The sequence below is a fragment of the Acinetobacter sp. YH12241 genome, from assembly GCF_013417535.1.
Taxonomy (GTDB): Bacteria; Pseudomonadota; Gammaproteobacteria; order Pseudomonadales; family Moraxellaceae; genus Acinetobacter.
Map to the genome: position 1 here is coordinate 163142 of NZ_VPDQ01000001.1, position 22218 is coordinate 185359.

General features: G+C 42.8%; 24 protein-coding genes. 12 read left to right on the forward strand and 12 right to left on the reverse strand.

What is annotated here, in order from left to right:
• Positions 1–9 precede the first annotated feature (9 nt).
• Both FTV18_RS00805 and FTV18_RS00810 read left to right on the forward strand, forming a co-directional pair.
• A complete protein-coding gene (locus FTV18_RS00805) occupies positions 10–777 on the forward strand; it encodes a TSUP family transporter (protein WP_180016568.1) in 768 nt (255 codons plus the stop codon).
• 127 nt (positions 778–904) lie between these two features.
• On the forward strand, positions 905–1372 hold the full coding sequence (locus FTV18_RS00810; RefSeq protein WP_180013479.1) for a hemerythrin domain-containing protein: 468 nt from the start codon (positions 905–907) through the stop codon (positions 1370–1372).
• Positions 1373–1445: 73 nt separating this feature from the next.
• Here the strand turns inward: FTV18_RS00810 and FTV18_RS00815 are convergent, their stop codons facing one another.
• The gene (locus FTV18_RS00815; RefSeq protein WP_180016567.1) at positions 1446–2330 is read right to left on the reverse strand and encodes a DMT family transporter; all 885 of its coding nucleotides are present in this window, start codon (positions 2328–2330) and stop codon (positions 1446–1448) included.
• A 332-nt stretch (positions 2331–2662) separates the two neighbouring features.
• On the opposite strand from FTV18_RS00815, the gene FTV18_RS00820 reads away from it, so the two are divergent.
• Positions 2663–3793 carry a hypothetical protein gene (locus tag FTV18_RS00820; RefSeq protein ID WP_104425665.1) on the forward strand — a complete coding sequence of 377 codons (1131 nt, stop codon included), beginning with the start codon at positions 2663–2665 and terminating at the stop codon, positions 3791–3793.
• A gap of 45 nt (positions 3794–3838) precedes the next feature.
• Here the strand turns inward: FTV18_RS00820 and FTV18_RS00825 are convergent, their stop codons facing one another.
• Together FTV18_RS00825 and serA are read right to left on the reverse strand one after the other, a co-directional pair.
• Positions 3839–4705 carry a DMT family transporter gene (locus FTV18_RS00825; protein WP_180016566.1) on the reverse strand — a complete coding sequence of 289 codons (867 nt, stop codon included), beginning with the start codon at positions 4703–4705 and terminating at the stop codon, positions 3839–3841.
• Positions 4706–4832: 127 nt separating this feature from the next.
• Positions 4833–6065, reverse strand: a complete 1233-nt coding sequence (gene serA / locus FTV18_RS00830; RefSeq protein ID WP_180016565.1) for a phosphoglycerate dehydrogenase — start codon at positions 6063–6065, stop codon at positions 4833–4835.
• 354 nt (positions 6066–6419) lie between these two features.
• On the opposite strand from serA, the gene FTV18_RS00835 reads away from it, so the two are divergent.
• From FTV18_RS00835 to FTV18_RS00850, 4 genes are all read left to right on the forward strand, one after another.
• Complete coding sequence (locus FTV18_RS00835) at positions 6420–7829, forward strand: FAD-binding oxidoreductase (RefSeq protein WP_125279697.1); 1410 nt, start codon at positions 6420–6422, stop codon at positions 7827–7829.
• 142 nt (positions 7830–7971) lie between these two features.
• Positions 7972–8349 carry a hypothetical protein gene (locus FTV18_RS00840; protein ID WP_004787040.1) on the forward strand — a complete coding sequence of 126 codons (378 nt, stop codon included), beginning with the start codon at positions 7972–7974 and terminating at the stop codon, positions 8347–8349.
• 74 nt (positions 8350–8423) lie between these two features.
• On the forward strand, positions 8424–9464 hold the full coding sequence (locus tag FTV18_RS00845; protein ID WP_125279695.1) for a hypothetical protein: 1041 nt from the start codon (positions 8424–8426) through the stop codon (positions 9462–9464).
• A 102-nt stretch (positions 9465–9566) separates the two neighbouring features.
• The gene (locus FTV18_RS00850; protein ID WP_180016564.1) at positions 9567–10796 is read left to right on the forward strand and encodes an MFS transporter; all 1230 of its coding nucleotides are present in this window, start codon (positions 9567–9569) and stop codon (positions 10794–10796) included.
• Positions 10797–11007: 211 nt separating this feature from the next.
• Here the strand turns inward: FTV18_RS00850 and FTV18_RS00855 are convergent, their stop codons facing one another.
• The 5 genes from FTV18_RS00855 to FTV18_RS00875 form a co-directional block, all read right to left on the reverse strand.
• Positions 11008–11304: a DUF3817 domain-containing protein gene (locus FTV18_RS00855; RefSeq protein ID WP_004787034.1), complete on the reverse strand. Its 297-nt coding sequence runs from the start codon at positions 11302–11304 to the stop codon at positions 11008–11010.
• 127 nt (positions 11305–11431) lie between these two features.
• Complete coding sequence (gene yccS, locus FTV18_RS00860) at positions 11432–13534, reverse strand: YccS family putative transporter (RefSeq protein ID WP_257218561.1); 2103 nt, start codon at positions 13532–13534, stop codon at positions 11432–11434.
• A gap of 205 nt (positions 13535–13739) precedes the next feature.
• Positions 13740–14282, reverse strand: coding sequence for a superoxide dismutase family protein (gene sodC / locus FTV18_RS00865; RefSeq protein WP_180016562.1), 543 nt, complete (start codon positions 14280–14282; stop codon positions 13740–13742).
• 110 nt (positions 14283–14392) lie between these two features.
• A complete protein-coding gene (locus FTV18_RS00870; RefSeq protein WP_180016561.1) occupies positions 14393–15541 on the reverse strand; it encodes an AI-2E family transporter in 1149 nt (382 codons plus the stop codon).
• Between the two features lie 132 nt (positions 15542–15673).
• Entirely contained in the window at positions 15674–16318 is a 645-nt protein-coding gene (locus tag FTV18_RS00875) for a ParA family protein (RefSeq protein ID WP_180016560.1), read from the reverse strand.
• A 123-nt stretch (positions 16319–16441) separates the two neighbouring features.
• On the opposite strand from FTV18_RS00875, the gene FTV18_RS00880 reads away from it, so the two are divergent.
• Together FTV18_RS00880 and FTV18_RS00885 are read left to right on the forward strand one after the other, a co-directional pair.
• Positions 16442–16909, forward strand: coding sequence for a Holliday junction resolvase-like protein (locus tag FTV18_RS00880; protein ID WP_004787020.1), 468 nt, complete (start codon positions 16442–16444; stop codon positions 16907–16909).
• A gap of 26 nt (positions 16910–16935) precedes the next feature.
• Positions 16936–17520, forward strand: a complete 585-nt coding sequence (locus FTV18_RS00885; protein WP_180016559.1) for a hypothetical protein — start codon at positions 16936–16938, stop codon at positions 17518–17520.
• Here FTV18_RS00885 and FTV18_RS00890 read toward each other — a convergent pair.
• Positions 17517–18143 carry a class I SAM-dependent methyltransferase gene (locus FTV18_RS00890; protein WP_180016558.1) on the reverse strand — a complete coding sequence of 209 codons (627 nt, stop codon included), beginning with the start codon at positions 18141–18143 and terminating at the stop codon, positions 17517–17519. The two genes, FTV18_RS00885 and FTV18_RS00890, sit on opposite strands and share 4 nt — an antisense overlap.
• Positions 18144–18323: 180 nt before the next feature.
• Here FTV18_RS00890 and FTV18_RS00895 point away from each other — a divergent pair, with 180 nt between their 5' ends.
• On the forward strand, positions 18324–18887 hold the full coding sequence (locus tag FTV18_RS00895; RefSeq protein ID WP_004787012.1) for a hypothetical protein: 564 nt from the start codon (positions 18324–18326) through the stop codon (positions 18885–18887).
• Between the two features lie 223 nt (positions 18888–19110).
• Here the strand turns inward: FTV18_RS00895 and FTV18_RS00900 are convergent, their stop codons facing one another.
• Positions 19111–19443, reverse strand: coding sequence for a HopJ type III effector protein (locus FTV18_RS00900; RefSeq protein ID WP_180016557.1), 333 nt, complete (start codon positions 19441–19443; stop codon positions 19111–19113).
• A gap of 166 nt (positions 19444–19609) precedes the next feature.
• Between FTV18_RS00900 and crcB the strand changes: the two genes are divergently transcribed.
• Positions 19610–19990, forward strand: a complete 381-nt coding sequence (crcB, locus tag FTV18_RS00905) for a fluoride efflux transporter CrcB (protein WP_159122650.1) — start codon at positions 19610–19612, stop codon at positions 19988–19990.
• Between the two features lie 76 nt (positions 19991–20066).
• Here the strand turns inward: crcB and FTV18_RS00910 are convergent, their stop codons facing one another.
• Positions 20067–20318: a type B 50S ribosomal protein L31 gene (locus tag FTV18_RS00910; protein ID WP_004787006.1), complete on the reverse strand. Its 252-nt coding sequence runs from the start codon at positions 20316–20318 to the stop codon at positions 20067–20069.
• Between the two features lie 97 nt (positions 20319–20415).
• Positions 20416–21714 (reverse strand): AarF/ABC1/UbiB kinase family protein, encoded by a 1299-nt coding sequence (locus FTV18_RS00915; RefSeq protein ID WP_004787005.1) that lies wholly within the window; start codon positions 21712–21714, stop codon positions 20416–20418.
• Positions 21715–22002: 288 nt separating this feature from the next.
• Between FTV18_RS00915 and FTV18_RS00920 the strand changes: the two genes are divergently transcribed.
• On the forward strand, positions 22003–22209 hold the full coding sequence (locus tag FTV18_RS00920) for a DUF1737 domain-containing protein (protein ID WP_034701512.1): 207 nt from the start codon (positions 22003–22005) through the stop codon (positions 22207–22209).
• Positions 22210–22218: the final 9 nt, after the last annotated feature.

Consider the following 22218-nt stretch of genomic DNA (forward strand, 5'->3'; position numbering starts at 1 on the left):
TGAATAACAATGGACATTGAGATTATCCTCAGTCTGGTGCTTTTTGCCTTTATGGCCGGAGCGATTGACGCTGCCGTCGGTGGGGGTGGTCTGATCCAGATCCCGGCGATTATGAGCAGTCTGCCGCAGCTGCAACCTGCCACAGTATTTGGCACTAACAAGCTAGCCTCTATTTTCGGTACAGGCTCGGCAGCCTTTTCCTATCTTAGACAGGTCAAGCTGCCATGGGTTTTACTTGGTGTAATTGCGCTGTGCAGCTTTATTAGCTCATTTATTGGAGCAGCCAGTGTCACCTTGATTCCGGTGGATATTCTCAAGCCTTTTGTGCTGATCATGCTGATCGTGATTGCGATTTATACCTTCATGAAAAAGCAATTCGGACGGGTACATGTCGAGCAAAAGCTGAATAAAAAGATGCTGATACTGGCAGCATTAGGTAGCCTGGCTATCGGTTTCTATGACGGAATTTTTGGCCCAGGCACGGGCAGTTTCTTTATCTTTTTCTTTATCCGTTATCTGAGCGTGGATTTCTTGCATGCCTCAGCTTTATCGAAAATTGCCAATTTCACTACTAATCTCGCGGCACTGAGTTTCTTTATTCCTACAGATCATGTGCTATTTCTGATGGGTGCCATGATGGCAGCTGCCAATATTTGCGGTTCGCTGTTGGGTGTTAAGCTGGCCTTTAAATATGGCAGTGGTTTTATCCGAACTCTGTTTCTGATCCTGGTCAGTTTGCTGATTTGCCGTATGGCTTATCAGATGTTTTTAGCCTAAAAATAGATGTAAACTATTCTCAATATTAAAGTTTTTTATACAAATTCGCCTTATAAATATTCCTGACCATTTGCCGGTTTCACTCTATGCTGAAGCAAAGGCATGACAAAAACAGGAGAAAAATTACATGACCACCATTTTTGAAGCATTAAGGGAAAGTCATGAAATCCAGCGTGATCTGGCAGAAAAATTACTGCAAACTTCGGGGGATTCGCCAGAACGTCGTGAGTTGTTCAAGCAGCTGAAGAATGAACTGTTTGCGCATGAAACCGCAGAAGACCGTTACTTTTATATTCCCTTGATGATGACAGATCCCGGCCTGAACATTACCCGTCACGCCTTGGCAGAACATCATGAGATGGATGAAATGATTGAGGAACTGACTGAAACTGAATTTAGTAGCCCAAGCTGGATTGCAATTGCCAAGAAACTGTCAGATAAGGTACATCATCATTTGAAAGAAGAAGAGCATGCTTTCTTCCAGCAGGCCGGAAAAATTCTGGGAGATGAACAAAAACAGGCTTTAGCGGATCAGTACAAAACTGAATATCAGAGTTATAAAGAAATGAAAAAAGACATGCTGGTTAAAAGCTAATATTTAAATTTATTTAAATTCAAATTTTCATGACAAAAAAAGATGGGCCAGAGTGCCATCTTTTTTTATTTATTCAGCTTTCTATTTTCCGGGTTTTATATTGCTGTCGTGCTTCCCGCATGGTCACGCCAACTGAAGCCAGCATAATACAAACCAGTGCGACGGTTTGAAGTAGCGTAATTTTTTCACCCAGCAAAATAAAACCTACCAGTGCCGCCAGAGCTGGAGACAGACTGGAAAGCGTACCATAACTGGTTTTATTCAAGTGCTGAAGCGCTTTTAAATCCAGCGCATAAGGAATGGCTGTTGCCAGCACTGCGATGGTAATGGCCTTGCCCCAATATTGAGTATCAATCAAAGCAGAGGCGTTGTTATATAGTCCGATTGGTAGCAAACACAAGGCTGAAATACTGATGGCAATCGTCAGTGCATGCATGCCGATATTTTGCTGCACCACGCGTTGCCCAAAATAGATATACAGCGCCCAGCAGAGGCCGGCACCTAAGGCACAGGCTGCACCAAACAGGTCAAAGTTACTGCTATTGGCTTCCCCCCATGGCACCATCAGCACAATACCTAAAATTGCCAGTAATACCCAGACATAGTCCTTACGGTTCTGAATCGAAATTAAGGCCAAGCCTAGCGGGCCAATAAATTCCAGTCCGACCGCAATTCCTTGCGGGAGTTTACCCAGCGACATGTAGAACAGGATATTCATCACGCCTAGAGAAGCACTATAGCAGAGCAGATCCCGCCATTTCAGGAATTGTAAACGTCGGATAACTTTCCAGGAACGGAACATGATACAGACAATAATGGCGGCAAAGCAGAGTCTTAAAATAGTGACAGTGATCGGGTCAAGCACCAGGAAAAGTTGCTTGGCGAAGGATGCACTGATCTGGTATGAAGTCATGGAGAGAACCATGTACAATACAGCAAGAAGTTGGACGTTTGGCATGGGAGAAACTACTTATACCAGAAGGGTATAATCGAGATACAGAAGAAAGCGGAAGTATATCAAACTGGTTAATTTTTGATGAGTAGGGCAGAAGAATATTTTGTGAATACGAAGCAGATTTTGGATCAGTGGATTTAAATTTTTGATTTTATCCCCCACCGAAAAAATTAAATTCAACGTTAATTGTTGATGAGATTGTGGTTACAAATTAATCAATTTTTAATTTGATCTTAATTTTATATTTATTAAAATGGCTTAGACCTCATGATTTGGGTCAACTTTAAAATAACAATGAAAAATAAAACGATCAAAAAATAATAAGGTAGATAATAATGAAATTAAGATTACTCTCTTGTGCTGTCTTGAGCCTTATGCTGACTGCATGTGGTGGCTCTGATTCTGATAATAACGAGCCAGTCGCAGGCCAACCAACCCCAACCAATCCTGGAACCCCGGATAATGGTGATGGAACATCAGATACGATTTCTGAATTCTATACCTATCAGTTCAACCTGCCGAATATTGATGCTTCAGATATGGAGTCGGAAAAGCTTCTATTGGCCAGTCATAAAAATAAAATCACTGACGGCATCTTGTATGCAGATGATAACCGGACTGTTGATACTGAATATGATCTTGATGAAGATATGACCTTCCCAATTTATGTCACAGAAAAAGGCGTATTCCCTGCAGATCGTGCCCGTACAGCATTAGGTTATAAACTGGAAAAAGTACTGGAAAATACTTCTGAACAATTTACCAGTCGTCCCGTCACTATTCCGGAAAATAACATCAGCAATCATCGACACCTGGAGTGGTACGACCTGTCAGGTAAAGCCTTAACTGAACGTACCAATATTGCTGTCGTGAAGATGTATGACGATACCGAGACCAGAGTTTTCTTTAATACTGATACCACGGATGCTGAACGTAAATATTACAATCAGTTTGCTACCAATTTTGTCGGTTTACAGAAGGCGCGTACTTTCCCGAACGGATCTAAATGTTTCCGTATTCTGGCGGAACATCCTGAGGAAGAATTTATTGAATTTGATCCGGATATCAAAACTGGCTATCGTACACTGGCTGAATGGCAGACAGGCGAGTCTGTTCAAGAGATGGCGAAAACCATTTTAGATGGCACGATGGCTAACCTGAAATTTAAAAAAGCCGAATATAAAGACGATGCGCAGCAATATTATAAATACTTTGGGGCGATCGAATATCAGGGTGAAATTTATTCCAGTACTTTCTCGGAACATGGAGAGCATATTGATCATGCCGATTATATTGCTCAAGCAAGAAAAGCTGCCTTGGACAATTTAAGGGAAGAGGGTGCAACTCCTCTAATGCTCAAATGGACAGATTACCTGTATGACCATCTTGCTTCGGCATGTGATGGCTATAATGTGACAGCAGCTACAACATTAAATACAGCTATTAAGGATGCAACGCCACGCTAAAATTAAATAGGTCATTTAAAAAAGGCGCTTGAGCGCCTTTTTTATTTAGTGCTTTCTTCTTTGTGTCATCACCGTACAGCCAATCGATGCACTGATAATAGTGGCCAGCGCCAGCCATTGTGTCCACAATAAAGTCTCGCCTAAGAATACAAAACCGGAGAGTGCTGCAACCGCAGGTTCTAGGCTCATCAAGGTGCCAAAACTCAAAGCAGTTAAATTACGCAGTGCAATCATTTCCAGGGTAAAGGGTAAGGCACTTGCAAGAGTAGCCAAAATAACAAAATACATGAGGCTAATGGGTTCAAATACATGAGCAGGCATTCCCGCAAACAGGGCAATCGGCATTAGCACCAGCATGCCCACGAACATGCCTAGACACACGGTATGATTCCCTGATACACCCGAAGGCTTTTGTCCGGCCACGATATATAGTGCCCAGCAGGAACCTGCACCTAAGGCAAACAGGATGCCCATCGGGTCAAGTGGTTGTGCAGCCTGATCAAAGGGAAACAACAGAACCAGCCCCAGAATGGCCAATCCTACCCAGATAAAATCAAATTTCTGCCGGGCATAAAACAGGGCAACACTTAAGGGGCCAATAAATTCAAAAGAGACTGCGATTCCAATCGGCAATCGATCAATTGCCAGATAAAACAGCATATTCATGCCAGCTAATGCCAAGCCATAGCTGATAATGGCTGGCCATTTGACCTGGCGGAAATTGATCTGCCAGACCTTAAAAATGAGCGCCAAAATCAATGCGCCGAGGAGCAGGCGCATGGCTGAAACGGTCAGAATGGGAAACTGACCGAACAGATATTTGGCAAAGGAACCACTGCTTTGCATACTGATCATGGCGATTAGCAAGATCAGCGGCGCTTGCACCACTGGTGCAATTTTAAAATTTGGCATGACTAAATTTGTTTCGATGACTCGAAGAGCGGGAGCACAGCAAACGCTGGATCAGGTTTAAACCTAAAAACCTTGAAGCAATAAAAAAAGCCACAGCCCGAAGACTGTGGCTTTTTTTAAATCTGAATTAGAACAATACGCGTACGCGAATTGTGCCTTCAACGTTGTGAAGTGTTTCCAGTGCTTCCTGAGATGCAGTCGCATCGACATCCATGACCAGGTAACCTACATCGCCTTTGGTCATTAAAGTCTGACCAGAGATGTTGATGCCGTGTTCAGCAAACAGGTTGTTGATCTTAGACAACACACCCGGAATGTTTTTGTGGATGTGAAGCAGACGGTGTTTGCCTTCAGTTAATGGAAGCGCGATTTCTGGGAAGTTCACCGCAGAAAGCGTCATACCTTTATCTGAATAAGCCACAAATTTCTCAGCAACTTCCAGACCGATGTTCGCCTGAGCTTCCATAGTAGAACCGCCCACGTGTGGAGTCAGGATCACATTTGGAATGTTACGTAATGGAGAAACGAATTCTTCACCATTTGCTTTAGGCTCTTTAGGGAATACATCAACCGCAGCACCCGCAAGATGGCCAGATTTCAATGCTTCAGCCAGGTCTTCGATCACCACACATGTACCACGTGCCGCATTGATGAAGATTGAGCCTTCTTTCATTTGCGCGAATTGTTCTTTGGTCATGAAGTTACGTGTAGACGGAACATCAGGAACGTGAATAGAAACAACATCAGCATTTGCAAGAAGTTCGCCCATTGTGCCGACCTGACGTGCATTACCCAGTGGTAATTTAGTCACTGTGTCGAAATAGATCACTTTCATACCCAGGCTTTCAGCAAGGACAGAAAGTTGTGAACCAATTGAACCGTAACCAACGATACCTAAAGTCTTACCACGAGTTTCGAACGAACCTACAGCAGATTTGTTCCAGCCGCCTGCATGTGTATCTGTAGATTTTTCAGGTACACGGCGAAGCAGAAGAATCGCTTCAGCAAGTACAAGTTCAGCAACCGAACGTGTATTTGAATACGGTGCGTTGAATACCGGAATACCGCGACGCATTGCTGCATCCAGGTTCACCTGGTTAGTACCGATACAGAAACAACCTACCGCGATCAGTTTGTTCGCAGCTTCAAACACTTCTTCAGTGAGCTGAGTACGGGAACGGATACCAATGAAGTGTGCATCTTTAATCGCTTCTTTCAGTGCTTCACCCTCAAGCGCTGTTTTGCGATAGTCGATATTGGTATATCCAGCTGCATTCAATGTGTCGATTGCGTTCTGGTGAACGCCTTCTAACAATAGAAAACGGATTTTATCTTTAGGTAGAGATAGATGTTGGCTCATTACGGCTCCGCTACAAAGGCCAAATTTAGTCGCCGTATAATAGCACAGGAATGGGGCGGTTATACATTTCCTTGATGACTACAATATCAGCTATTTTTGCAAGTGATAGTAGTGAAAATGATAGAACTGGTTGAATTAAACTATCATTTTCAAAGGTATATTATCAAAATTGTCATTTTTTAAGGGAAAGCCCCAAAAATAGCTTATAATATTGCGCCATGCTGTTTAAGCTGCCAGTTTTGGTGCTTTAATCATCATGTTTCGCCTGCTTTGTATACAGGTTTTAATGCCTGAAAAATATACAAATAAACTGGCGAGGTCTCTCTTGTTTAATTCATGCTAGGTCTGCAAACGATGAATGCTCCAGTCGCTTTAACCCCAGAGTTATTGACCCAATTGACTGCAATTGTGGGTGAAAACCGTATTAAAACTGATGCGGACAGCCTCCAGAATTGGGGTCGTGATCATACCAAACACTTTGATCCAAACCCATCGGTCATCGTTTTCCCATCTTCAACTGAACAGGTTCAGGCAATTGTGAAGCTTGCGAATCAGTTCAATGTTGCAGTAACACCATCAGGTGGTCGTACAGGTCTTTCTGCAGGCGCTGTCGCTGCGAATGGCGAGATTGTGGTGAGCATGGACAAGATGAACCAGATTCTGGAATTCTTTCCGGCAGACCGTATGGTGCGCGTACAGGCAGGTGTGGTGACTGAACAGCTGCAAAACTATGCTGAAGAGCAGGGCATGTACTATCCGGTTGATTTTGCCTCTTCTGGTTCAAGCCAGATCGGCGGGAACATCGGCACCAATGCCGGCGGGATTAAAGTGATCAAATACGGCATGACCCGTAACTGGGTGCTTGGCCTGACTGTGGTGACTGGTAAAGGTGATGTACTGCGTCTAAACAAAGGCATGATCAAGAACGCGACTGGTTATGCGTTACAACACCTGTTCATCGGTGGTGAAGGTACTTTAGGTTTAGTCACTGAAGCAGAAATCAAACTTGAGCGTCAGCCACACGACCTGCAAGTGCTGGTACTGGGCGTACCTGATTTTGATGCGATCATGCCAGTGTTACATGCCTTCCAGGCAAAAATCGACCTGACTGCATTCGAGTTCTTCGGTGAGCTGGCGATGCAAAAAGTACTGGCCAATGGTCACGTACAGCGTCCATTTGAAACTGAATGTCCATTCTATGTATTGCTTGAATTTGAAGCGCCGTTTGAGCCGATTATGGACAAGGCAATGGAAATCTTCGAGCACTGTATGGAGCAAGGTTGGGTGCTGGATGGCGTAATGAGCCAAAGTCTTGAGCAAGTACATAGCTTATGGCGTCTGCGTGAAGACATCTCTGAGTCAATCGCTCCATTCATTCCATATAAAAATGACATCTCTGTACTAATCACTCACGTACCGGCATTCATTAAAGAAATCGATGCGATCGTGAATGAAAACTACCCAGACTTCGAAATCTGCTGGTTTGGTCATATCGGTGACGGTAACCTGCACTTGAATATCCTGAAACCGGCTGACCTGACCAAAGATGAATTCTTTGCGAAATGCCAAGTCGTGAACAAGTACGTATTTGATACTGTGAAAAAATATGACGGTTCAATTTCTGCGGAACATGGCGTGGGTATGACCAAGAAACCTTATCTTGAATACACTCGTTCAGCTGAAGAAATCGAATACATGAAAGCCTTGAAAAAAGTGTTCGATCCAAATGGCATCATGAACCCAGGCAAACTATTCGATCTTTAATCAGAATAGATTTACAAAAGCGCATCGAAAGGTGCGCTTTTTTTATTGCTTTGTAACTGGACTTACAGAGTCTAAATAGCGTTAAGCTGAAAAGCCCGGCATGATAATTTCTGCATAATAAAGATAATCTGGGTTAAACAATATGTTACGGTTATTGGCGGTTACAATTTTAGGTCTGGGTGTGATGACATCAGGTTGTACAACCACCCAGAAAGTGATTGCAAAAGTGCAGTCTTCTTCAGATACACCTTTGGATCAGGTACTTAAAATGAGGCCTGATCTGCGTGAAGAACTGGCAACAGTCGAGATACGTCAGTTCTTTAATCGTGTTGAGTCACCGACGGTTGGACAGGTAAAAGTAACTGAAACAGGTTTGATGGATGACTCGGTGAGATCGATTCAGACCATTTATCATTTTAGAAAAGAAGAGAAGAACTGGAAAATGCACAATACTGAAAAGCTCTATCAGTGTGTACGCGGTTCAAATACCAAAACTTTCCAGAAGGCAGTCTGTCCATAATAATGTTTGATCTTTAAACAAAACTTCGTTAAAAGCGTATCTTCAGGATGCGCTTTTTTGCTTTTTGGGGTGATATGAAAAACGATATTAATATAGAAACTGTGCTTAGTAATATAAGTTATGAACTACAAAAATTATTTGATTCTGCCCCATACAATACTTTTGATTACTTAGATTTAGTACAGCTTCTTATTCTCTATAGATTTGAGGAGTTTTCTAAACGGCTAGAACAGCATACCGATTTATTAGAGTCTTTACTAACTAGATTAAAATACGCGAATCCTCATTTCAATTTAGATGAAGTCTTTGAAGCAGAAAGAACTGCAAGAAAAGTATTAGGGGTATTTGATAGCCAGTATAAATTCGCTGATACTGATGAATTAGATTTCCCTTTAAATATAGATAAAGATAATTTAGAAAGAAGCTATAGAAAAATAAACAGACAACTATTTGATATACATAAAGAACAATTAAGAATTTCTTTTAATAATGAAGATGTTTTGAAATTACAGAGTGAAGCTAATCAATTAGTTGAAGAGTTAAGAGTAAAGAAGTATTTATTAAATCAGGATATAGACGATAAAAATAATAGCTTAATTAAAAAATTATATGATGAAATTCATGAGGAAGAAGTTTCGATAGCAAACAAATATAGAAATTGGGCTTTAGGTATTTTTGCAATTATTGGAACAATATTGATATTGGGTTTTCTTAACATCTCTATCCAAAATTGGAATCATTTAAGAGATAGTACCTATATTCATATTCCACTTGGTTGGGAAAGTCTAATCAAAACATTGATGCTTTTTAGCTTAACTACACCTGCTTGGTACTTAGCTCGTGAATCTTCTAAACATCGTAAAGTGGCATATAAAGCCAGAATGTTGGGAACTGAACTCGCTTCTTTCCCACTTTATGCCCGTGAATTTAAAGATGAGGATCGTTTAGAACTTCGGAAACATTTAGCAGATCGTTTCTTTGGACAGGAACTTTATAACGATTCGAAAGCTGATTCAAATTCTGATAATTCGTTGGAACAAGTCAAATTACTGACAGAGGCAAATAAAGTTTTAGCTGAATCTTTTAAAATGAAGAAATCGGTTGAGAACAGTTAAAGTTCAAAATACTTTAAATCCGATCTCTGCTAAAATTATTCTTCTCTATTTTAGATAAAGTTCGGTCTGCTATTAATGGGCAGACTGGCAATAACAACTCCCATGCAAAACGCCCAAACCCACAAACTGACCCGTGCCACACTGATGTTTCCTCTGGCACTGGTGCTGTTTGAATTCTCCGTCTATATCTGTAATGACCTGATCCAGCCGGCCATGTTGGCCATTACCCGTGATTTTGGCGTAAGCAGTTCCTGGGCACCATCTTCTATGTCCTTTTTCCTGTTAGGTGGGGCATTTGTTGCCGCAATTTTAGGACCCTTATCAGACCGATTAGGCCGTAAAAAAGTCCTGCTCGGTGGCGTAGCTTTTTTTGTAATCTGCTGTCTGGCGATTTTACTCACACCGAATATTCAAAGCTTTCTGTTCCTGCGCTTTTTACAAGGTTTTGGCTTGTCCTTTATTGCTGCTGTGGGTTATGCCGCGATTCAGGAAAGTTTTGAAGAACGCGATGCCATTAAAGTCATGGCACTTATGGCCAATGTCTCCTTGCTGGCACCACTTTTAGGGCCAGTAGTCGGTGCCTTTATGATTGACCATGTCTCATGGCACTGGGGTTTTATCGGCATTGCCTGTCTGGCATTTCTGAGCTGGTTTGGACTAAAAGCGAAGATGCCGAATCCGAATATCAGTATTCCCAAACAGCCACTCAGCTATATTATCGATGACTTTAAACAGGTCCTGAAAAATAAGCGTTTTGTGATCATGACTATGGCATTACCGCTGGTGAGCTTGCCATTGATGCTATGGATTGCCTTATCTCCTGTGATTCTGGTTGAAGAATTGGGCTTGAGCAGCATGCAATATGGCCTGGCTCAGTTTCCGGTATTGGGTGGCCTGATTCTGGGCAATATCATTCTACTGAAAATTATCGACAAGATGCCGCTCGGTAAAACAGTAATGCTAGGTGTGCCATTGATGCTGTTCGGAACCATTTTGCTGTTAGTGGGAATGTTGATTCCAGACTATTTTCTGCATTGTCTGATTATCGGTACCACTTGCATCAGTCTGGGTGAAGGGATCAGCTTTTCGGTATTGTACCGGTTTGCGCTGATGTCATCTGAAGTGTCTAAAGGCACGGTTGCGGCAACGGTATCTATCTTGATGATGCTGAGTTTCTTTATCGTGATTGAAGTAGTCAGAATTGCTTATGAAGCTTTTGATCTTTGGGCTTATTGCGGTGCCTCGTTTATTTTGATTGCACTCTGGTTTAGCTTGCCACGTATCCAGCTGAAACAAATAATGCTGGACAGAAAAGGGCGAGGAGAGTTTTAAAAGAATTCCTCCCTTTTAAATGTTTAATCAAATGAAGCTATTTACTTTATGTGCCTCAAATACAAGTATTCAATGTTCTCTCTCCCTATGGGAGAGAGTTAGAGAGGGAAATATTAATAAAATAACCTCACCCTTGCGCAGCAGTGCTGTTCATCTCCTAAAGGGAGAGGGAACGTCCATTATGGATTTAATAATGATTAGAATTCAAAAGTTAAGCTTCAGCCGGCTGCTCCAACTTCTTTAATTTCATATCAAAGATAAATGGCCCAAATGGCAGAATTGAAGCGATCAAGCCCAAAATAAACATACTCAGAGACCATTTCTGTTTTTCACATACCGCAAATAACACTACAAGAAAAAGCACGAAAAGAACACCGTGACCCATGCCGATATATTTCACCAGAATCGGGTTATCCATCATGTACTTGACCGGCATTGCAATAAATAACAGCAGCAGAAATGAAATACCTTCAAGCAATCCAACCAGACGTAAAGTTTTAATATTCACGCGCACTCACTCTTCTATGTTCTATTCAATCAGGCTTGAGTGTACCCAATCTGCCGATTTAAGCAAAATGAAATTTATAGGATAAAATTAATTATTTTAAATACTTATATCCTAGTGCTCCGCTTGGTTATTTGATTTCAACTACCAGTAATTGCTGTCTTAGAGACAATAATTCAGGCAAGGTTTCCAGTAATAGACTGATCTGTTTAAGCACCAGCAGCAGGTGGGTAGAAATATGCTCCTGCTGACTCAGCTGCCGGATTTCTGCCAGTTGGTCCTGAATGTTCTGCTGCGGTACATTTTCAGGATTTGATAGGGCAGAGGTTAAAGTCTGCTGACAGGCAGAGAGCAGTTGCAGAATTTGTGGATCAGATACCTGTTCGCGATGGCTACCCAATGCGGAAATATAACTGAGCTGACTGTGACTATAAACTAGATAACGGAAGGCATTGCGAATCAGCACCGGATCTGGATTTGGTTCGGTACTCAGACTGGAAATCATATTGGAAAGGTCAATCTGGGCATTATGAGCCAAACGACGTGCTGTCCGGTAAGCAATGCTGTTATTTTTACCATGCTGATATTGCTCCAGAATAGCCAGTAAATAGTTCAGCGTCGCTTGGGAAGACTTTTTAATGTTGCTGGAAATATTCCGGAAATTCCAGTCCGGCCAGATACAACTGACCGCCAGCCAGGCAATCAGACAGCCAATTAGGGTATCGATAATTCTCGGCAGAATGACAGCATAGCCTGCGCCTTTCAGATTAAAAATCAGCAGTACCACCAAGGTTGCCATCAATGTGGCCATAGCATATTTCTTGGAGCGCAAATAGAAAAAGCCGACACCGAAAATAACTGTGAGCAGCAATTGGCCTTCAATACTTGGCACAAAATACAGGATCGGAATTCCCAGAACGACCCCAAGTAGAGTACCTAAAGTCCGCAGTTTTAAACGGCTTTTGGTAGCGAAATAACTGATCTGGCAGACAAATAAACTGGTCAGCAATATCCAGTAGCCATTTTTGGCAAAGGGCAATAGGGAAATTGCATAGCCAACCAGAAAGACCAAAGCGATCCGCACCGCATGACGAAACAGCGCCGATTGTGATCCCAGATGGGGTTTTAATTTCAGCCAAAAATCCGCGGGTCCACGCAGGTCATCATCAAACAGGCTGGAATCATCAAAATGTTTTGGATAATCCGGACGGTAAATGGCTTGTCCATCCTGCAAATGTTGCAGCTGTTCATGCACACTCAGCAGATTGCTCAGAATGAGCTGTAAGTTTTTCACTTCAATATTCTGGGGGTGCTGCGCAATCCAGTCCTGCATGGAAGCTTCTAATGCTTTGAGTGCCAGTTGATGCTGTTCAGGAAGCTGATAAGTTTCATTACGCAATACGCAAGTAGCCAACTGCTGGCAGGCAAGCGCCTGCAAGTGAATATTTTTCTGAATCCGAAAGATCAGATCGGTACGGCTAAAATGCTGATGAATCTGCTCATAATGCAGATAGTTGGCAGTCGCCTGTTCATGGATATCCTGGGTCAGAAAATAAAGATTCAGCCAGTAAATAGTTTTATGATTCGGACGTGAGGCTTTGAGTCGGGTCAGTAAAGAATCTTTGGTGCGGTTAAAGCTTTCAATGACTTGGGTATTTTTTAAGGAAAGCTCGTAGAGCAGCGGCTCGACATTATTCTGATTATCTGGATCAAATAATTTGGCTTTGGTCGATAGCAGCTCTGCCATCTGTTGCAGGTTGATGGACAGATTTTCCTGAACCTGTAAAGTGGGACGAATCAGGTAAAACAGAATCGAAGTCAGGCCATACCACACCACCCCAACTACAAAATACAGCGGCTGCTCATACCAGTGTCCATATTCTCCCAAGCCAAACATGGTGTAAATGGACAGCAATACAGTGCCAAAAGAAATGGTGGCATAACGCTGTCCCAAAGCCCCCATCAAGATAAATACGGCACTAGAAAGTGATAGCCAGAGTGCAAACCAGACTTTATAGGAGTGCAGAAATTCCAGCATGCTACTGACTGCAAAAAACAGCAGCATGACCAGCCCCAGATTGCGCAGCCTTAAACTTAAACGGTCATCAAAATCGGTCAGGGCAGTGGCAATTGCTCCTAAAGTGACCGGAACAATCAAGGTTTCATAGCCGAGAAGTTTTAGACCAAAAGTCGTTCCTGAAAGCACAATGAACATCTGCAAACAGTAAGTCATCAAGGCACTGGACTGAAAAGGCAACAGGGCTTTTTTAAGTATGTGCTGAAGAGGATGCAATATGGAATCTGAGCTATTCACAAGAATATGATCCGTGGTATTTGACTGCCGGTTTTGAATGCAATTTAAGCGCCAATTTCAGAAGAAATGTCTACTAAAAAACGGGCAATAAGCCCGTTTTTAAATGCTAATAATCTGTGATAAATCAGATCACACCACACGCAATACGTTCACCGCCGCCGCCTAATGGTTGCGGTTCATCTGAATAGTTATCACCGCCCGCATGAACCATGATGGCACGACCCTGAATATCTGCCAGTTTCAGGCGTGGCGCAAGCAGAGTTACACGTGCTGTACCATCAGTGTTTACTTTAAGGGCTGGTAAGTCACCCAGGTGACCCGTCACTGGCGTGCCATGATGAGGTGCCTGATTTGGGTTGTAGTGACTGCCGGCAGCAAGTGCAGCACCTGGTTTGCCATCTTTTTCACCCGGTGCACATGAACCATTTTCATGAATATGGAAGCCACGCTCACCCGCAGGAAGCTGTTTCAGGTTAGTACGAATCACCAGGCCCGCCGGGCTGTCACTCAATAATACGGTACCAATCGATTCACCGACGCCCTGTGCAGAGACTGCATTCAGGGTCACGGTTTTAACATTTTCAGTCGAAGTAGAGGTTGAAGCGCAACCGGTAAAAAGTGCGGCACTGACTGCGCACAAAGCTGTAAGTTTAAACAATGAAGACATAATTATCACACCTTGATCTTTATTCTGCTTTTCGGAATCTATTGAAACAGAGCAAGACCAAAAGCACTATGGAAAATCGGTACTTAAATGTTTTAATTTGTTTAAGCCAGTCAGTCTTGTGATTTCGGTGTCTTGTTGCGGCGCAGACGGAATTTTTTCTTCGGTTCAACCTCATGCGCCATAGTGGCTTTAGGCATCATCAAAAGTTCATTCAAGTTGCTTTCATGCAGCCATTCACGCCAGATGGCCAGTAGTACGGCCAGAATCACCGGTCCAATAAAGACACCGACCAGACCGAAACTGGCAATGCCACCTAAGACACCAAACATGATCAGCAGGAATGGAATTTGTGTTGCACCTGAAATGACCAGTGGACGAATCACATTATCTGCCGTACTCACAATACAGACACCCCAGATCATGACTCCTACGGCTTCAATGGTTTGACCTTGCGAGAACAGCCATAGCGAAACTGCACCATAAGCAACAGGAGGGCCAAAAGGAATTAAAGCAAAGATAAAGGTGATAATGGTCAGTACCATTGGGTTCGGTACGCCAGCCACAAAGTAGCTGATACCTGCCAGTAAAGACTGGGCAATCGCTGTTAAGCCTACCCCATAGACCACCGCACGTGTGGTATCTGAAATTGTCGCCAGATAATGGTGAATACGTGGACCGACTACCATCTCAAAGGCTTTACGCACCTGATTCAGAATGGTATGGCCATCACGGTAGAAGAAGAATAACGACAGCACAGCAAAACACAGCTTGAAGACGTTTTTACTGATTTCATTCAGTACGACTTTACCATAATTCAGATGACCCTGAATCCAGGCTGAAATGGTTTGTGCAATGCTATTTGGATCGGCATTAATCTCATTCAGGGTGCGGGTAATTTCCTTACCTACAAGTGGCAGGCCGCGAATAAAATCTGGAACGCTGAGATGACCTGAGAATACCTGTTTCTGCAATTCAAAATACAGGTTCCGGCCTTCGTGTTGCAGCATAAAAATGGCAAAGATAAAAGGCAAACCAAATACCAGAATCACACCCAGAATCATAATGGTCGCACTCAGTGTCGGCCGATTGCCACTCATTCTTAAGATCGACTGATACAGCGGCCAGGTCATGTACGCAATAATGGCTGCCCAAACTACAGGAATGATGAAATACTTGAGTATGTGAAAACTCAAAAAAATCAGAATGAAAAATAGTCCAAATAATAAGACTTTTTGTAGTGTAGGCGCGTACTGTTGCACTGAATTTAGAAGCTCATTTTTTTAGGTCGTGTCAGGCATATTAACTGAAAAAAAAGCGATCGAAAACGATAGTGCGGGAAGTAGTACGATTATTTTCCTTAGAATAAAAAGAAGAGGCTAAAAATAACAGAACTAGAACCATTGGCTTGGATCGTCAATAATGGCATTCAATAAAGGTTGCCATTGATCCTGTAATTCACGGTACATCTTCTGCTGTTTATCAAAAATAGACAGGCCTTGCATGGCCAGTCGGCTATAGGGTGCACGTTCAGAAATCCAGGTAATCGGTTGCTGATCAATTTTATTAAAGAATTGCTGAATGTCCTGATTACTGGCTGCATTAGGTTTGGTGCGGTTAGCGAGGAGCAGAATTTCAACCTTGCCTTTACGGATACGTTTAATATCCTGCAAATGTTTGAGAAAACGGCGCGTAGAATCAATATCAAAAAAAGAAGGCTGCAGCGGGATAATGATGGCATCCGCTTCACTAATTAGCTGTTCGGCATGATCTTCAGTCAGCGCTCCGGGTGCATCGATAATCAGATATTCCAGATTTTTAGGCGCATCCCCAATCGATTTGGCATTTCGCCAGTCCAGACTCTGAATCGGTGCGGCATCTTTTGGGCGATGTTTCAACCATTGCAAGGTCGATTTCTGGCTGTCCGCATCGGCCAGAGCAACTTTATAACCCTTTTGTGCCAGGGCAGCTGTCAGGCTAATCGCAGTAATGGTTTTACCACAGCCACCTTTCTGATTTGCAATTAAAATAGTTTTCATGACCCGGGATGATTTAATTCTGCTCCCGCCTAGCATATCATTCTTTGCAGGCTTACTGGATGGCAGACCTTTTCAACTTCAGTCGAAGGTAGGCAGCAAAATAAAGCAGATTAGGAAGATTGAATGTCCATTGGAATGGCTATGCTGATTGGTGCCTGTATTGGAGTGGTTTTAACTACCCTGATTCTGGGCCAGACGCGAAATGGTCGAATTAAAGCAGAATATGAACAATATATTGCCGAGCTGGAGCTGGAACATCAGCAAGCTTTAGTCGCTGCACAAAAACGCAGTGTGAATACCAGTCGCGCGGTACTCAAAGGCAAAATGGCCGAGCAGTTGGCACCGATCATGCCAGAGTTTCAATATCTACCTAGTGATGCCAAATTTTTAGGCGATCCGGTGGATTATGTAGTCTTTGATGGTTATACCGATTTTCGTGATGGTGAAGGACTGGCAGAAGATATTGAAGTGGTTTTGATTGATATTAAAAGTGGTGGTGCACGTCTGACCAAAGGCCAGATGGCAATTGCTCAAGCCATTCAGGAAGGGCGGGTACGTTTTGAGACCATCCGGATTGATTTTGAAGACTGAAGGACAGCAAGCTTCAACGCTACACTATGGATAAACTGATTATTGCCGCAGCACTGTTTGCGCTTGGACTATGGATCTGGTCGGAATACTTTCGGGCGATCCCGAATCTGGAGCAGGCCGGGGTACTCAAAAATTTTCAGGTAGAATCGATTGAGCCGCATCAGGCTGAATATCGCGTACTGGCTAAACAGTATTATGGGCCTGAGCGCCGTACCATTCATCCAGCCAGTCCGGTGGTGGGAAGTTTTAATGATCTGGCCTATGTCAGTAATATTGATCTGTTACTGGCAGTACCGGAAGTATCCAGTGCTGTATTTAAACCATTCAAGCTTGAGCAGGACAGGCGTTGTTTTAATATGACCGCTACAGACGCACAAGCCAATCCTGCGAACATTCAACCTCATTTGCTGAACCTGAGTGTGATTGCCGCCAGCGAAGCTGTTGCCAATAAGGTTCGCCGTTTAAAAGCAGATCAGCGGATCTGGCTGCAAGGTGACTGGGTACAGGTCAAATTAGCGACCAGCCAGCAAGAATTTCAGGTTGGAAAAAGCAATCCAAAATCAGCCCAATGCCGCCTGTTTAGAATAACTGATTTAAAAGTGCTGGATTAAAGCGGTTTATGCGCTCTAGCTAACAGCATACGCTGGCCAATCTTTGGAATACCTTCGGCATCGATATAATGAACTTCATCCAGTTCAAACCCAGCCTCTAAAAGAGCGGTTTCAATATCCCGGTTAAGATGACAGCCATCTGCCACTTTTTTCTGGATCGGGGTGAGTAAATGCTGCAAGCGCTGAATGTTGAGATGCTCTCGGTTTAATACATGCTCAACCAGATGAAAATGGCCGCCCGGCATCAAAACCCGGTAAATTTCATACAGACTTTGATGCAGATCCGGAATACTGCATAAGGTCCAGGTTGATACGATATTTTCCAGACTATTTTCTGCAAAAGGCAGGGCTTCTGCACGGACCTGAATCTGTTCGACCGCAAAAGGGCTTTGACTGATACGCTGCTCAGCCAGTTTAAAAATGTCCGGGTTAGGTTCCAGCGCATAGACTTTATCGACGGCCTGATAAAAAGGCAGATTCAATCCTGTACCAAAGCCAATTTCCATGACTTCACCTGTAATAGGCAATAATAATTCGCGGCGTAAATCCATCAGGGATGGGGTCTGCATGACCTGATTTAGCAAATGTGGAAAAATATGTTGTTGATAGAATTTATACAGCATGGTCGCATTCAAATGATTCTTAGACAGGCTTAGATTAACCGAAAATAATCAGATTAGCTAAAGCCCTCCGCTCACCAAAATTGATCAACTTGTTACTAATTTCAACTATTTATTCATTAAAAAAATCGTACTATCAAACAAGATATTCTTGAAAAGATTTGATGGAATAAAGACAGAATTATGTTCAAACATCTTCGATACTATGCTTTGGCGGCCAGTCTTTTACTACCGCTTTATGGTCACACTTCTGTAGACCATAATGTTGCCAAAGGACTGCCACCGATGGCTAAAGACCAATCTATTTCAGTCTTGCAGCCGTTTAAAGGTGATTTCCGCATTCTGGGATCAAAAATTTATACCGACGATGAGCAGGCCAAGTTCTCTCCGATCGATTATGCGGTGAGTTGGGGGCTGTTTGCACAACCTGAAATTGCCCGGCACATTACAGTCAACCAGTATAACCGTTACCTGAACTGGAAAATGGATCGCGTGCCAGTGCCTATTGAACAGGCTAAACAGATGGTATCCAATATGCACATCATCCCTGCCAATCCACAAATTGCCAAAGCAATTAAACAGGTAAAAAGGGGTGACCTGGTGCGTTTGCAAGGGGAACTGGTGGAAGTACGTGATAAAGACCTCGTCTGGAAATCCTCTTTAACTCCAACCGATACCGGTGATGGCGCTTGTGAAGTGTTTCGGGTCAGCTCAATCAAGTGGATTGAGAAAGTGGGTAAAGGTTAAAACTGGAAAACTTATGGCTTTCTGAAAGGGTCGCTTGGAGCGCTTCAGGGTGACCAGGCTTTATTGATATTTAATTTATTTTTAGCCTTATAGTTTTTCATTTTTAAAGTGAACTACTTCTTCCAAAAAATAATTTTAATCTTAAATATGAATGTCATTTTGTTCTGTTATTTTGATATAAAAAACCGCCAGAAATAGGCGGTTTTTTATTTTAAAGACATGCTTATTTGGCAACCAGTGCTTCACCTTCAAAGGCAATGCCATCCCAGCCATTTTGCATGAACTGGCGGATATTCTGGTGATCCGTTGCTTCTGGCGTGGCCAGTACAGCCGCATAGTGTTCTGCAAACAGGCTCAAGGTTTGTGCCTGATCTAGGCCATTCAGTTGGGCAAATGAAAATACTTTGGCACTGCCTTGGTTTTCAGTGGCAGCATTAGCCTGTTGACCATTTTTAAAAGCAGTTGGTGTATGAGCATAGCGCGCATCGATATATGCAATTACATCTGCAAATTTAGCTTCGCCCGCAGCCAATTGAACCAGTAATTCCTGAGCCATGTGGATTCCCTCTAGACTTAAATCAATTTGAATGGCGTCGAATATACCAATTTTTTGGCAAAGATCCATGTTCATTCTGCAATTTTAGGTGCATGATGTTATTCATTATTCTCGTCCCACATGGTGGTTGAGAAAAGGTTTAAGATCGAATAAAGACGGAGTAGACATGAACTGGCTTTTGGTGGCAATGGGCGGCGCGATCGGGGCAACACTGCGTTATGGAGCAGGAATGTTGATTGCCAAGCCACAGATGCTATTTCCGTGGCCGACCTGGTGGATCAATATTATAGGCTGTCTGTTTGCCGGGATTTTCTTTGCCCTTAGCCAGAAATACAGTTTCCTGCAAACTGAAGCACGGCTATTTTTGATGGTAGGCATCTTGGGCGGCTTTACGACTTTTTCCAGTTTTGGCCTAGAAACTTTTCAGCTGCTTAAGCAGGGTGCAGTCACGATTGCCCTAAGTTATGTGATCTCTAGTGTGATTGTCGGAGTATTGATGCTGGGTGTGGGCTTCTATTTAACTCAGCTGGCTTTAGCGCAGGCATAAAAAGTCAGGAAATTGGAGGTAATTTCCTGACATAAACCGCGATTTAAATTGAGAGTAAAAATCGGAGGTTTTAAGTTTAACCACGTTTAAAACGGGCAAAACGTTTGTTAAAGCTCGCTACGCGACCTTCATTACTGGTTTGACGTTGCTCACCGGTATAAAACGGATGTGAAGCACTCGAAATATCCAGGGTGACATAAGGATAGGTCTTACCTTCATATTCCTTGGTCTGGCTAGAAGTCATGGTGCTGCCAATCACGAAGTAGGCATCAGCATTGGTGTCATGAAATAAAACTTCTCGATATTCGGGATGAATGTCTGGACGCATCGTAATATTCCTCTTGTAATTTAAGAGTAATGTTATAATGTAACATTTGATATTTCAAGTGAAGTAGGGTTACAGCTTGTAAGCTTATTACTGTAACCTAACTGCGACTTGGCACAATTTCCTCAAATACATCACTCAAATCATCATGTACTTTCAAATGAATCAGGTTCCAGTATTGTCCGGAAATAGTACGGTTTACCATCAGGGTATCTGGCGAAGGTTTGAATACATCCCAATATTTCAGAGAAGGTTTGAGCAATTCCATTCCATCATGATGTGCTGAGTTTTCAGCAAAATCATAATTGGTAGTTAAAGGACGCATCAGTACTTCTAGCCATTGTTCATACAGATCGGCCGGGAATTTTCCGGTTTCTGTCAGGGTATGCAGGGCATCCAGTTGCTGTTCAATGGTCGAAATATCCTTGTCACGAGCTGCATGGATCAACTCTTTGAAATGAGTAATGATCTCGGTAGAAAGGGTTTTAACACCGCCGTAATCGTAAATAATCACCGAGCCATCTTCACGGAAGGCAAAGTTCCCTGGATGCGGATCACAGTGGAAACGTTTCAGATAGAAAATTTCCTGACCAATCGCACGGAATAAACGGCGGCCTAGGGCATTACGGGTTTCTAGCGGCCATTGGCTGGCCGTTTCCATACTTTCACCCTGTTCCAGGCTTAGGGTCAGAATATGGCGGGAAGAATATTCACTAAATACTTTTGGAATCACAATTTGGTGATCGAGTGATTCATGAAAGGCACGTGCCACTTCCAGATTCTGAGCTTCAATTTCATAATTGAGTTCATTGTCCAGACTATGCTGGATTTCCTTGAATAGCTGATCCTGCAATTTGCGGTCAATTTTTAGTACACCCATCAAACGCAAGGCCAGACGAACCTGTTTCAGGTCACTTTCACAGGCTTCTTCCACTCCCGGATATTGCACCTTGACCACAACCTGCTGGCCATCGGGTAGCGTCGCTTTATGCACCTGTCCGATCGAGGCCGCGGCAAAAGGCTGCTCATCAAACTGCTGGAATAGGTCCTGCAAAGATTTGCCTAATTCTTTTTCGACCTGTGACTGAATTTCTTTAAATGGCATTGGTGGCGCCTGACGCTGCAATTTGGAAATGGCTCGAGCAACTTCAGGCGGAAAAATATCTTTATATTGCGAGGCAATCTGGCCGACTTTCATCACCGCACCTTTCATTTCCCCCAAGGTATCAGCAATCTGTACTCCAATATCCTGAAATAATTTACTGCGTGCAGCATTTTTCTGCTCTTCATCCGCAGTTAAATTTTTAATCGAATTGGATAGGGTTTTACTTGCAATACTTGCGGTCATTCCAGCCAATTTCATAAAGCGGCGACCAGGCGTTCGAGCCGTTTTTGCCATGCGAGATTCCTCAAAATCACCATTTTTATGGGTGTATTTGATCATAGGTGACAAACTATAAATTGCCTATATTTAATTGTAGATGTTATGTTGCAAAGCTTCTCAAAGTATTCATATTTGCTTGATATTGTTCATTTGATTTATGCAATTTTTAAACCAACTCGGCGTATGTACGGCAGTTTTTAAATCAATTATTTAATTATTCTGGAGAGAGCAAAGCATGATTTTTAAGTGCCTTTCCATGATGAAAGTCTTAAAATAATCGCATCTCAAGATCAAGAAATTTCAATGAAAGTCTATCGATATTTTACTGGTAAAGATGATGTGAATTTTTGTGCCCGTGTGACCAAGGCACTCAATGAAGGCTATGAACTTTATGGTGCACCGACCATGACCTTTAATGGAACAGATGTCATTGTCGGGCAAGTGGTGATTAAGGAAGTGGCGGATGAGTCGGAAATTCCACAGGGATTAAAAGATGCATTAAATCAGTAATTCAATGCA

What these genes read in the sequence shown, in the direction of transcription:
- yccS (WP_257218561.1), bottom strand. Translation starts at nt 13,534, where the DNA reads ATGACTTACTGTTTGCAGATGTTCATTGTGCTTTCAGGAACGACTTTT.
- FTV18_RS00845 (WP_125279695.1), top strand. Translation starts at nt 8,424, where the DNA reads ATGAAAAACGATATTAATATAGAAACTGTGCTTAGTAATATAAGTTAT.
- FTV18_RS00910 (WP_004787006.1), bottom strand. Translation starts at nt 20,318, where the DNA reads ATGCGTCCAGACATTCATCCCGAATATCGAGAAGTTTTATTTCATGAC.
- FTV18_RS00885 (WP_180016559.1), top strand. Translation starts at nt 16,936, where the DNA reads ATGGATAAACTGATTATTGCCGCAGCACTGTTTGCGCTTGGACTATGG.
- FTV18_RS00820 (WP_104425665.1), top strand. Translation starts at nt 2,663, where the DNA reads ATGAAATTAAGATTACTCTCTTGTGCTGTCTTGAGCCTTATGCTGACT.
- sodC (WP_180016562.1), bottom strand. Translation starts at nt 14,282, where the DNA reads ATGTCTTCATTGTTTAAACTTACAGCTTTGTGCGCAGTCAGTGCCGCA.
- FTV18_RS00850 (WP_180016564.1), top strand. Translation starts at nt 9,567, where the DNA reads ATGCAAAACGCCCAAACCCACAAACTGACCCGTGCCACACTGATGTTT.
- FTV18_RS00900 (WP_180016557.1), bottom strand. Translation starts at nt 19,443, where the DNA reads ATGGCTCAGGAATTACTGGTTCAATTGGCTGCGGGCGAAGCTAAATTT.
- FTV18_RS00810 (WP_180013479.1), top strand. Translation starts at nt 905, where the DNA reads ATGACCACCATTTTTGAAGCATTAAGGGAAAGTCATGAAATCCAGCGT.
- FTV18_RS00835 (WP_125279697.1), top strand. Translation starts at nt 6,420, where the DNA reads ATGAATGCTCCAGTCGCTTTAACCCCAGAGTTATTGACCCAATTGACT.
- serA (WP_180016565.1), bottom strand. Translation starts at nt 6,065, where the DNA reads ATGAGCCAACATCTATCTCTACCTAAAGATAAAATCCGTTTTCTATTG.
- FTV18_RS00895 (WP_004787012.1), top strand. Translation starts at nt 18,324, where the DNA reads ATGTTCAAACATCTTCGATACTATGCTTTGGCGGCCAGTCTTTTACTA.
- FTV18_RS00805 (WP_180016568.1), top strand. Translation starts at nt 10, where the DNA reads ATGGACATTGAGATTATCCTCAGTCTGGTGCTTTTTGCCTTTATGGCC.
- FTV18_RS00840 (WP_004787040.1), top strand. Translation starts at nt 7,972, where the DNA reads ATGTTACGGTTATTGGCGGTTACAATTTTAGGTCTGGGTGTGATGACA.
- FTV18_RS00815 (WP_180016567.1), bottom strand. Translation starts at nt 2,330, where the DNA reads ATGCCAAACGTCCAACTTCTTGCTGTATTGTACATGGTTCTCTCCATG.
- FTV18_RS00825 (WP_180016566.1), bottom strand. Translation starts at nt 4,705, where the DNA reads ATGCCAAATTTTAAAATTGCACCAGTGGTGCAAGCGCCGCTGATCTTG.
- FTV18_RS00915 (WP_004787005.1), bottom strand. Translation starts at nt 21,714, where the DNA reads ATGGCAAAAACGGCTCGAACGCCTGGTCGCCGCTTTATGAAATTGGCT.
- FTV18_RS00920 (WP_034701512.1), top strand. Translation starts at nt 22,003, where the DNA reads ATGAAAGTCTATCGATATTTTACTGGTAAAGATGATGTGAATTTTTGT.
- FTV18_RS00875 (WP_180016560.1), bottom strand. Translation starts at nt 16,318, where the DNA reads ATGAAAACTATTTTAATTGCAAATCAGAAAGGTGGCTGTGGTAAAACC.
- crcB (WP_159122650.1), top strand. Translation starts at nt 19,610, where the DNA reads ATGAACTGGCTTTTGGTGGCAATGGGCGGCGCGATCGGGGCAACACTG.
- FTV18_RS00890 (WP_180016558.1), bottom strand. Translation starts at nt 18,143, where the DNA reads ATGCTGTATAAATTCTATCAACAACATATTTTTCCACATTTGCTAAAT.
- FTV18_RS00880 (WP_004787020.1), top strand. Translation starts at nt 16,442, where the DNA reads ATGTCCATTGGAATGGCTATGCTGATTGGTGCCTGTATTGGAGTGGTT.